This is a genomic window from Embleya sp. NPDC020630, from assembly GCF_044334985.1.
In the GTDB taxonomy this organism is placed as follows: domain Bacteria; phylum Actinomycetota; class Actinomycetes; order Streptomycetales; family Streptomycetaceae; genus Embleya.
The window spans coordinates 1-12,309 of sequence record NZ_JBIRUB010000041.1 but is presented as its reverse complement, the minus strand read 5'-3'; the positions used below and the strand labels follow the sequence as shown (position 1 = coordinate 12,309).

Here is a 12,309-nt window from a genome sequence, read left to right as displayed (position 1 = left end):
ATGTGGACGACGCAAGTATAGATCAGCGACGCGCGGATGAGCCATGTGCGTCGGGCCCGATACGTCCTCGGCGCCGCACCGGCCCGGTGCCGACGAGGGAACGCGGCACCGGCCCGGTGCGGGGAGCGCTCAGCCGAGGCCGAGTTCGTTGTCGATGAGATCGAAGATCTCGTCGTCGCTCGCTCGGGCGAGATGTGCGGACGCGGCGGGTTCGCCGGTGCCCTCGGGGCGCCGTGCCGGCGTCGACAGCGCCGCCAGCAGTTCGCGCAGCCGCTCCGCCAGCCGATCCGCGTCCGGCTGCGTCACCGCGGCGTCGGCCACGGCGAGTTCGACCCGGTGCAGTTCGGCGAACAGCGACGTCAACGCGACCGTCGGCGCGGCCGATTCGGCCGGGGCGGCCAGGGCCTCCTCCAGATGCCGGGCCAGTGCGGAGGGCGTGGCGTGATCGAAGACGAGGGAGACGGGCAATCGAAGCCCGGTGTCGACGTTGAGCCGATTGCGCAACTCGACCGCGGACAGCGAGTCGAAGCCGAGTTCCTTGAATGAGCGTTTCCCGTTGATCGCCCCCGCCGACGAGTGTCCCAGGACGGTGGCGACATGGCCGCTCACCACGTCCTTCAACAACTGCCGCCGAGCGCTCGGGCGCAGCGGCGCGAGCCGTTCGGCGAGTGTCGGCGCCCCGGCGGTCGGGGGCGCCGCGTCCGCGGCCCGCGAGGGCTCGACTGCGGTCAACGTGGCGAAGAGGGGCGTGGATTCCCCGGCTCGGGCGCGGGCCCGCAGCGCGGGCAGGTTCAGCCCGACCGCGACGGGCGCGGCGTGCCGCAGTTCGAGCGCCGCGTCGAACAGGGCCAGACCCTGCTCGACGGACAACGGCACGATGCCGCCCCGGGACAGGCGGGCCAGCGCGGTGTCGTCGAGTCGGCCGGTCATCGCGCTCTGCGCGCCCCACAGTCCCCACGCGAGGGAGATGCCGGGCAGGCCGAGCGCCTGACGGTGGTGCGCGAGAGTGTCCAGGAAGGTGTTCGCGGCGGCGTAGTTGCCCTGTCCCGGGTTGCCGAGCACGCCCGCCGCCGAGGAGTACAGCACGAACGCGGCCAGGTCGAGGCGGCGGGTCAGCCGGTGCAGGTGCCACGCGCCGTCGACCTTGGGCCGCAGCACCGCGTCGATCCGCGCGGGCGTGAGCGCGTCCACCGTCGCGTCGTCCAGGACGCCGGCGGTGTGCACCACCGCGGTCAACGGATGCTCGGGCGGTATCCCGTCCAGGAGTTGGGCCACCGCGTCGAAGTCGGCGACGTCGCACGCGGACAACCGCACCTCCGCGCCGAGCGAGGCCAATTCGGCGAGCAGTTCGCCCGCCCCCGCGGCCTGCCCGCCGCGGCGGCTCGCCAACACCAGGCGGCGTACGCCGTGCCGGGTGACCAGGTGGCGGGCCAGCAGCCGGGCCAGGGTGCCGGTGGCGCCGGTGATCAGCACGGTCCCCTCCGGGTCGAGCCCGGACGGCAGGGTCAGCAGAGTCTTGCCGATGTGGCGGGCCTGGGACAGGAAGCGCAGCGCCTCGGGCGCGTGGGCGATGTCCCAGGCGGTGATCGGCAGCGGCGCGAGTCGTCCGCTTTCGAACAACTCGACCAGGATGGTCAACATCTCCTGGATGCGTTCGGGTGCGACCCGGTTCAGGTCGTAGGCCGTGTAGGTCACTCCGGGATGCGCCGAGGCGACCAGCAGCGGGTCGCGAATATCCGTCTTGCCCATCTCCAGGAAGCGCCCACCCGGCGACAGCAGCCGCAACGAGGCGTCGACGAATTCCCCGGACAGCGAATTGAGCACGACGTCCACGCCGCGCCCGCCGGTCGCGTGCGCGAAGGTGTGTTCGAAGGCCGGCGTCCGAGAGCCCGCGATGCGCTCGTCGGGCAGGCCCTGGGCGCGCAGCGCGTCCCACTTGCCGGGACCGGCGGTGCCGTAGACCTCCAGGCCCAGATGCCGGGCCAGTTGCAGCGCGGCCATGCCGACCCCGCCCGCGGCCGAGTGCACCAACACCGATTCGCCCGGCCGGACCCCGGCCAGGTCGACCAGGCCGTGATAGGCGGTCAGGAAGACCACCGGCACCACCGCGGCCCGCCCGAACGACCACCCCTCGGGCATCCGGGAGAGCAGCCGGTGGTCGGTGACCGCGACCGGACCGAGGCCCCCCTCGGGGAACAGACCCATCACCCGGTCCCCGGGGGCCACCGTGGTCACCCCGGGGCCGACCTCGGCCACCACACCCGCGCCCTCGCCGCCGATCCGCGCCTCGTCGCCCGGATACATGCCGAGCCCGATCAGCACGTCCCGGAAATTGAGCCCACCGGCCCGCATGGCCACCCGCACCCGACCGGGCCCCAGGGGCTCGGCGAGCTGCGGTGCGTCCACCAGGGCCAGGTTGGCCAGGGTGCCGTTGTCGGTGGTGGCCAGGTGCCAGGCCGGTGAATTCGACGGGGGAGCCAGCACGTCGGGCACGGTGTCCGCGCGCACCAGCCGGGGAACGTACGTGGTGCCCTGGCGCAACGCGGCCTCCGGCTCGTCGCCGGCCACGATCGCCCGCAGCGCCGGGTCCGGCTCCCGGTCCCGGGACGGCGCGGCAGTCGGGTCCGCGGGCGCCGCGGCCGGCGGGTGGTCCACGTCGAGCAGGGCGAATCGGCCCGGATTCTCGGTACGGGCCGAACGCAGCAGGCCCCATGCCGCCGCGCCGGCCAGATCGCGGATCTCCGGCCCCGGGGCGGTGCCCACCGCGCCGCGCGTGACGGCGACCAGGCACGCGTGGGCGAATCGGTCGTCGCCGGCCCAGTCGCGGGCGAGTTCGGCGGCGCGGTGTACCGCGGCGCGCACCGCGTCCGGCGTGCTCGCGTCGTCGTCCACCCGGGCGTCGAGACGGCCCAGGGTGACCAGAACCCGATCGGGTACGGGCAGGCCCGCCTCGATGCTCGCGCCGAGCGCGGCCAGATCCGGATACACCGGCACCGCCGGCCCCCCCGGCGTGCGCACGGCGGCGGCCAGTGCCAGCGGGTCCGGCCCGACGACCGCGCACGCGCTCGCGCGGCCGTCGGTGTCCGAGCCCGCCGGTGTCCAACGCACCACGTGCAGTGCACCGGCGGACGCGGGCCGCGCGGCCGCCAGTCGGGACACCGGCACCTGCCGGGTGGTGAGCGTGTCCACCGCGGCCACGGGGGCGCCGGTCGGGTCGGTCAGCACGATGGTGGTGGTGTCCTCGGTGGTCCGGGTCAGGGTGACCCGCACCTCGCTCGCGCCGCTCGCGTACAGCCGGATGCCCGCCCAGTGGAAGGGCAGCGCGACCTGGGCGAAGCCGTCGCCGCCGCTCTCCGCCCGGACCATCGCCAGCGGGTGCAGCGCGGCGTCGAACAGCGCCGGATGCAGCGTGTACCCGCCGGCCCCGATGCCCTGCGGCAGTCGCACCTCGGCGTACAGGTCGTTGCCCGCCCGCCACAGCGCGCCCAGTCCGCGAAAGGCCGGGCCGTAGTGGTAGCCGCGCTCGGCCAAGCGCTCGTAGACGCCGCTCAGGTCCACCTCGCTCGCGCCGGGCGGCGGCCAGGGGCCGGCCACCGCAGGCGGCGCCACCGGATCCGGTGCGACCAGGTTCGCGGTGGCGTGCCGGGTCCACACCGCATCGGCCCCGGCCGCGTCCGCGCGCGTGTGCACCTCCACCGCGCGCCGCCCGGTGTCGTCGGGGCCACTCGCCGTGAGCCGCAGGGCGACGGAGCCCTCCTCGGGCAGGATCAGCGGTGCCTCGACGGTGAGTTCGTCCACGCCCGAGCAGCCGACGTGCGCGCCCGCGTGCAGGATCAGGTCCAGGAAACCGGTCGCCGGCAACAGCGTGGCGCCGACCACCTGGTGGTCGGCCAGCCACGGCGTCGCGGCCACCGACAGCCGCCCCGTCCACAGCAGCGCGCCGTCGGCCAGATCGATCACGGTGTCCAACAGCGGACTCCCGGCCGCGGCGAGCCCGAGCGAGGCGACATCGCCCGCGCCACGCACCGGTTCGAGCCAGTAGCGCTCGCGCTGGAACGGATAGCCGGGCAACCCCGACAGCTCCGGCGACTCCCGCACGTCCGGCAACCCGGGCGCCGAGGTCGGCTCACCCGCCGGCAGCAGCACTTCCCAGTCCACGGCCCGTCCGTGCGCGTGCAGCGTGCCCAGCGCACCGAGCAGGGTGTGCGACTCGCCGTGCCGCGCGCGCAGCGTGGACGCGAACACCGGCTCCCCCGGGACCTGTTCCAGGCACTGCCGGGCGAGCGCGGTCAACACCGGCTCCGGCCCCAGTTCGAGATAGCCCGTGATCCCGAAGTCGGCCAGCGCCCGGACTCCGTCCACGAAGCGCACCGGGCTGACGATGTGCCGCACCCAGTAGCGCGGATCGCTCAACTCGCCGGGCTCGGCGAGCCGTCCGGTGACATCGGAGATCACCGGCAGCGACGGCTCGTGATAGGTCAACTCCTCCGCGACCTTGGCGAAGTCGGCGAGGATCGGCGCCATGTGCGGGGAGTGGAAGGCATGATCGACCTTCAACCGCGACGTCCGCCGGCCCGCCGCGACGAAGTGGCCCGCCACACGCTCCACCGCGTCCACATCACCGGAGACCACGGTGGACGCCGGGCCGTTCAGCGCGGCGATCGCGATCTCGTCCTCGTGTCCGGCCAGGAGCGGGCGCACCTCCTCCTCCGACGCCTCGACGGCGACCATCGCGCCCCCCGCCGGTGCCGACTGCATCAACGCTCCTCGGGCCGCCACCAGCACGCACGCGTCCCGCAGATCCAGCACGCCCGCCACGTGCGCCGCGGCCAACTCCCCGATCGAATGGCCCAACACCGCGTCCGGAGCGACCCCGAAACGCGCCGTCAGACGAAACAGCGCGACCTGCACGGCGAACAGGCCCGCCTGGGTGAACACCGTACGATCCAACAACCCCGCCTCGGAGCTGCCCTCGGGAGCGAACAACACCTGCTTGAGCGGCAACGGCAGCAACGGGTCCAGGAACGCGCACACCTCGTCCAGTGCCCGAGCGAACACCGGAAACTCGGCGTACAGTTCGCGCCCAACGCCGAGCCGTTGGCTGCCTTGACCGGTGAACAGGAACGCGATGCGCGGAGCCGGCGCCGCGACGCCGCGCACCACCCGCGGCGACGGCTCGTCCCGAGCCAGCGCCGACAACGCGCCCGAGAACTCCGCAGGGCACGTGCCAAGCAGCACCGCACGGTGTTCGAACACGGTCCGGGAGGCGTGCAACACCCGGCCCAGCCGCACCGGGTCCGACTCGGGACGCTCGGCCAGGAACCGCCGCAGCTCCTCGGCGGATTGCCGCAACGCCGCCGGGGTCCGAGCGGACAGCGGCCACGGCACCACACCACCGCCGCCGACGGGGCCTTCCTCGTCGGTGGGCGCGACCCCCGGGTCGGTCGGCGCGTCGGCCGCATCGCCGACCGGCGGCTCCTCGATGATCGCGTGCGCGTTGGTCCCGCTGATGCCGAACGCGGACACACCCGCGCGCCGGGGCCGCGTCGGCGTGTACTCCCAGGGCTGCTCGCGGCTCAACAACCGCACCGTGCCGTCGTCCCAGTCCACATGCGGAGTGGGTTCCCCGGCGTGCAGCGTGCGCGGCAGCAGGCCGTGCCGCAGCGCCAACACCATCTTGATCACCGCGCCGACCCCGGCCGCCGCCTGGGTGTGCCCGATGTTCGACTTCAGCGAGCCCAGCCACAACGGACGATCCGCCGGGCGCCGCGCGCCGTACACCTCCATCAGCGCCCGGGCCTCGATGGGATCGCCGAGCCTGGTCCCGGTACCGTGCGCCTCCACCGCGTCCACGTCCTCGGTGCCCAGGCCCGCGTCCGCCAACGCCCGTCGGATCACCCGCTCCTGCGAGGGACCGTTGGGCGCGGTCAACTGCGCGCTGGCGCCGTCCTGGTTGACCGAGGTACCGCGAACCACCGCCAGCACCCGATGGCCGTTGCGTCGCGCCTGCGACAACCGCTCCACGAGCAGCAGGCCGACCCCCTCGCTCCAGCCCGTGCCGTTCGCGTCCGCCGAGAACGCCCGGCAGCGTCCGTCGGGGGACAGGCCGCCCTGGCGGCTGAACTCCACGAAGGTGTGCGGCGTCGACATCACCGTGGCCCCGCCCACGAGCGCCAGCGCGCACTCGCCCCGACGCAGCGCCTGAACCCCCAGATGCAGCGCCACCAGCGACGACGAGCACGCGGTGTCCACCGTCACCGCCGGGCCCTCCAGGCCGAACGTGTAGGCGATCCGGCCGGTCGCCACGCTGCCCAGGCTGCCGTTCGCGAGGTATCCCTCGTACTCCCGCGGAGCGGGCCGAAGCCGGGCGCCGTAGTCGTTGTACATTATCCCGGCGAACACCCCGGTGTCGCTCCCGCGCAACGACTCCGGCACGATCCCCGCGTCCTCGAACACCCGCCACGCGGTTTCCAGGAGCAGCCGCTGCTGGGGATCCACCGTCATCGCCTCACGGGGACCCATGCCGAAGAACTCCGCGTCGAAATCGGCCGCGTCGTAGAGGAAACCGCCGTTGCGGGTGGACGACTTGCCCACCGCCGCCGGATCCGGATCGTGCAGGTCCGCCACGTCCCAGCCCCGGTCCGCGGGGAACTCGCCGATGCTCTCGCCGCCTTCGGCCAGCAGCCGCCACAACTGTTCGGGCGAGTCGACGCCGCCCGGATAGCGACAGGCCATGCCGATGATCGCGATCGGCTCGCGCTGCCGCTCCTCGACCTCCTCCAACCGGCGGCGGGTCCGACGCAGGTCCGCCGTCGCCCGCTTGAGGTAGTCACGGAACCTGTCCTCGTTGTTCACCACGGAAGGAAAACCTTTCGAACGGCCGGGGGCGAAAGCGCGGTCCGAACGGGCCGAACCCCCACGGTTCGGGTACCGGCTTAAACCACGCTTAACCCCCGCTGTGCCTCCCGCCGTGCCCTTCGGCGCGCCGTCCGCGCGCGAAAATCCGGGACCACCAGCGGATTTAGCCCGGACAAAGGTCGTCCTAAGCCCCGCCGAACACCCTGGCCCGACTCCCCGGCACGGGTGTGTCCCGGTCCGGACGCCCTCCGCCGGTCGGAGCCCGCCGCGGGCGCGGGCGACACCCGCCCGCGACGACCCGGGCGCCGGCCGCGCCCACCGCCGGACCGGTGCCCAGTGACCGGTTCCACCGAGCACAGTGTGAGGACGCCCCATGGCGAACGACATGCATTCCGCCGGCACCGACACCCACACCCGCCCGGCGGTGGCCGGCGAGAGCCCGATCGCGGTGGTCGGACTGGCGTGTCGATTCCCGGGTGCCCCGAACCCGCGATCGTTCTGGGAACTCCTCCGCGACGGCGTGAGCGCCATCGGCGACGCCCCCGAGGCACGCCGGCACCCGCCCGGGTTCTCGGATCGGGGCGCCGCCGGGACGGGTGCGATCCGGACGCGGCAGGCCGGATACCTCGAAGACGTGGAGACCTTCGACGCGCGCTTCTTCGGCATCTCGCCCCGCGAGGCGGCGGCGATGGACCCGCAACAGCGGCTGATCCTGGAACTGGCCTGGGAGGCGCTGGAACACGCGGGCCGGATCCCGGACCGAATCCGAGGCAGCCGCACCGGGGTGTTCATCGGCGCGATCCTCGACGACTACGCCACCGTGGTGCACCGCCTCGGACCGGCGGCGATCGGCGCACACACCTCCACCGGGTTGCACCGCAGCATCATCGCCAACCGCGTCTCCTACACGCTCGACCTGCACGGCCCCAGCCTGGTGGTCGACTCGGGGCAGTCGTCCGCACTGGTCGCGGTGCACCAGGCGTGCGAAAGCCTGCGCAAGGGCGAGTCGTCGATGGCACTCGCGGGCGGGGTCAACCTCATCCTCGCGCCGGAGAGCACCCTCGCGGTGGACCGGTTCGGCGGCCTCTCCCCGGACGACCGCTCCTACACCTTCGACGCCCGGGCCAACGGCTACGTCCGCGGCGAAGGCGGCGGCGTCGTCGTCCTCAAGCGCCTCGCCGACGCCACCGCCGACGGCGACGACGTGCTGTGCGTCATCCTCGGCGGAGCCGTCGGCAACGACGGCGCGGGCCCCGGCCTGACCGTGCCCGGCAGCGCCGGCCAGGAAGAGGTGATCCGACTCGCCCACACCCGAGCCGGCACCACCCCCGCCGACGTCGACTACGTGGAACTGCACGGCACCGGTACGGCCGTCGGCGACCCCGTCGAGGCGGCGGCCCTCGGCGCGGTCTTCGCCGCGACCCGCGACCCCGTCCGCCCCCTGCTCGTCGGTTCGGCCAAGACCAACGTCGGGCACCTCGAAGGCGCCGCGGGGATCGTCGGCCTCATCAAGACCACACTCGCCCTGCACCACGGACGCATCCCCGCGAGCCTGAACTTCCGCACCCCCAACCCGGACATCCCCCTCGATCGGCTGGGCCTGAGGGTCCAGACCGAAATCACCGACTGGCCCCATACGTCCGGGCCCCGCCTGGCCGGCGTGTCGTCGTTCGGCATGGGCGGTACCAACTGCCACCTCGTGCTCGCCGGCGCTCCCGAACCCGCCGCCCGCGCCCCCCGCACCCTACCGGCGCGGCCGCGGCTGCTCGCGTGGCCGCTGTCCGCCCGCACCACCGCCGCGCTGCGCGGACAGGCGGCCCGCCTCGCCGAGTTCGTCGAGGCCAACCCGGACGTCGACCCCGTGGACGTGGCACACTCCCTGCTCGAAACCCGCACCGCCTTCGAGCAGCGGGCAGTCGCCGTCGGCACCACCCGCGACGAACTCCTCCGCGCCCTGACCACCCTCGCGGCCGGCCGCACCGGCGCCGGAGCGGTACGCGGTACCGGCGTCGGAACCGGTTCGACGGCCTTCCTGTTCACCGGTCAGGGCAGTCAACGAGTCGGCGCCGGACGCGAACTGTACGCCGCGTTCCCGGTGTTCGCCGACACGCTCGACGAGATCTGCGCACGGCTCGACCCGCACGTGGATGTGCCGCTGCGCGAGGTCATGTTCGGGGAAGGAAACTCCGAACTGCTCGACCGGACCGCCTACACACAGCCCGCGCTGTTCGCCCTGGAGATCGCGCTGTTCCGGCTCGCGCTGTCCTTCGGGCTGCGTCCCGGGCACCTGATCGGTCACTCGGTGGGGGAGTTGGCCGCCGCGCACGCGGCCGGCGTGCTCACCCTGGACGACGCGTGCCTTCTCGTCGCGACCCGGGGCCGGCTCATGCAGCGCGCCCGCGAGGGTGGTGCGATGCTCGCGATCAACGCGAACGAGCAGACGGTGCTGGCGGCGCTCCGGGACCACCCGCACACCCTCGGCTTGGCGGCGGTCAACGGCCCCGAGGCGGTCGTCGTCTCGGGCGACGCGGACGCCGCGGAGGAACTCGCCGGTCGATTCCGCGAATCGGGCGTCAGGACCAAACGACTGGCGGTCCGCCACGCGTTCCACTCGCACCACATGGACGATCTGTCGGCCGAGTTCCGCGAGGTCGCCGCGAGCATCGCCTATCACGAGCCGACCATTCCGGTGGTCTCGAACGTCACCGGCCGACTCGCGGACACCGAACTGCTGCGCTCGCCCGATTACTGGACACGGCACGTTCGCGAGCCGGTGCGCTTTCACGACGGTCTGCGCACGCTGCGCGAACTGGGCGTCGGCATCTTCGTCGAACTCGGCCCGGATCCGGTGCTGACGGGCCTGGCGAAGGACACGTTCGCCCGGGACGGCGCCGGTGAGTTGCTGATCGGCACCCTGGCCGCACGGCAGCGGGAATTGCTCGCCTTCGGTCGCGCCGTTGCCCGCGTACACGGCGCGGGCGTCCCCGTGGACTGGAGCCCACTGCTGGGCGGCGAGCCGGTCCGGCGGGTGGAACTGCCCACGTACGCCTTCCAACGCAGGCGCCATTGGGTGGACGGGCCGGTGCCCGCGGCTGCTGCGGTTGCGACGGCGCGGCCGGGCGCGGACGAGGCCGCGGTGGGGCCGGGCGGAGCCTTGGACCCCGTCGGCGCGGTCGATCCGGTCGATCCCGAACAGGACCCTGGTGACGAGGCGGAGGAGAGCGGTGCCCGGGGCGAGTGGGTGCGTCGGCTACGCCCCCTCGACGACAAACGGCGCCGGGCGCTCGTCGTCGAACTGGTATGCCGGCACTCGGCCGAGGTGCTGGAGTACGACGCGGGCGAGTCCGTCGAGCCGGACCTGTCCTTCAAGGAGCACGGTCACAACTCGCTGACCTCCGTCGAACTGCGCGATCGGCTCGGCACCGAGACCGGTCTCTCGCTGCCCGCCTCACTCGTCTACGACCACCCGACCCCCGTGGCCATGGCCCGCTACCTGGTCGACGCGTTGCTCGGCGACCCGTCGTCGCAGGCCCGGCCCGAACCCGTCGCCGGCGGCGGGACGAGCGGTGCCGACGAGCCGATCGCGCTCATCGCGATGGCCTGCCGATTCCCCGGCGGCGCCGACTCGCCCGCGCGCCTGTGGGAACTGGTGGCCGCCGGCGTCGACGCGATCGGGAACCTACCCGAAAACCGGGGCTGGGACCTGCGCGATCTCTACGATCCGGAACCGGGCCGGACCGGCAAGACCTACACGCGGCAGGGCGGTTTCCTGCACGACGCCGGCGACTTCGACGCGGGCTTCTTCGGGATCTCGCCGCGCGAGGCGGCGGCGATGGACCCGCAGCAGCGGCTGCTCCTGGAGACCGCGTGGGAATCGGTCGAACGGGCCGGCATCGCCCCCGACTCGCTGCGCGGCAGCCGCACCGGGGTCTTCGTCGGCGCGACGGCCCAGGACTACGGCCCGAGGCTGCACGAACCCGCTCGGGGACACGAGGGCCACCTGCTCACCGGCACGACCACGAGTGTGGCGTCGGGGCGGGTCGCGTACACGTTGGGTCTGGAGGGTCCGGCGATCACCGTCGACACCGCCTGCTCGTCGTCGCTGGTGGCGATCCACCTCGCGAGCCAGGCGCTGCGCAACGGCGAATGCGACCTCGCACTCGCGGGCGGCGCGACCGTGATGGCGACACCCGGCATGTTCATCGAGTTCAGCCGACAGCAGGGCCTGTCGACGGACGGCCGCTGCAAGGCATTCGCCGGCGCCGCCGACGGCACCGGCTGGGCCGAGGGCGTCGGCATGCTCGCGCTCGAACGACTCTCGGACGCCCGACGGAACGGTCACACCGTGCTGGCGGTGATCAGGGGTTCGGCGGTGAATCAGGATGGTGCCAGCAATGGTTTGACGGCGCCGAGCGGGCCGTCGCAGCAGCGGGTGATCCGGGCTGCGTTGGCGGGTGCGGGGTTGACGGCGGATCAGGTCGACGTGGTGGAGGCGCACGGGACCGGGACGGCGTTGGGGGATCCGATCGAGGCGCAGGCGTTGTTGGCCACGTACGGGCAGGGCCGTGAGCCGGGGCGGCCGTTGTGGTTGGGGTCGGTGAAGTCGAACATCGGGCACACCCAGGCCGCGGCCGGGATCGCCGGTGTGATCAAGATGGTCCAGGCGTTGCGACACGAGACGTTGCCCGCGACGCTGCACGTGGACGAGCCGACGCCGCACGTCGACTGGGAATCCGGCGCGGTCTCCTTGTTGACCGAGGCCCGGCCGTGGCCGCGCACCCCCGACCGGCCGCGGCGGGCGGCGGTGTCCTCGTTCGGGATCAGCGGCACCAACGCCCACCTCGTCCTCGAACAGGGCGACCCCACCCCGCAGTACACCGACCACGAAGTCCCGCCGGGCCCGGCCGTGGTCACGCTGTCCGCCAAGGACGAGCACGCCCTGCGCACACACGCCGAACGCCTGCGCGCCCACCTGGACACACACCCCCACCTCACCCCCACCCGCGTCGCCGCCGGCCTCGCCACCCGCGCCGCGTTCACCCACCGCGCCGCCATCGTCACCCACGACCGCGACGAACTCGCGGCTGCACTCGACGCGTTCACCACCCACACCCCCCACCCCGCCCTCGCCCACGCCACCACCCATCCCGGCAAAACCGTCTTCGTCTTTCCCGGTCAGGGCTCCCAATGGCCCGGCATGGCTCGCGAACTCCTCGACACCTCAGCCGTGTTCGCCGAACACCTCAACGCCTGCGCACAGGCGTTGGCCCCCTACGTCGACTGGAACCTCGTCGACGTCGTCACCGGAGCCGACCACGCCCCCAGCCTCGACCGCGTCGACGTCGTGCAACCCGCGCTGTGGGCCATGATGATCAGCCTCGCCCGCCTATGGGAACACCACGGCATCCACCCCGACGCCGTCATCGGCCACTCCCAAGGCGAAATCGCCGC

2 protein-coding genes are annotated in these 12,309 nt (G+C 73.2%); one reads left to right on the top strand and one right to left on the bottom strand.

The annotated features are described in order from the left end of the window. Window positions 1-129 precede the first annotated feature (129 nt). A complete protein-coding gene (locus tag ACH4XV_RS46925; RefSeq protein ID WP_395800519.1) occupies window positions 130-6,855 on the bottom strand; it encodes an SDR family NAD(P)-dependent oxidoreductase in 6,726 nt (2,241 codons plus the stop codon). A gap of 376 nt (window positions 6,856-7,231) precedes the next feature. On the opposite strand from ACH4XV_RS46925, the gene ACH4XV_RS46920 reads away from it, so the two are divergent. Further along, window positions 7,232-12,309, top strand: a 5,078-nt coding sequence (locus tag ACH4XV_RS46920; protein WP_395800501.1) for a beta-ketoacyl synthase N-terminal-like domain-containing protein, incomplete at its 3' end; no start/stop codon positions are given.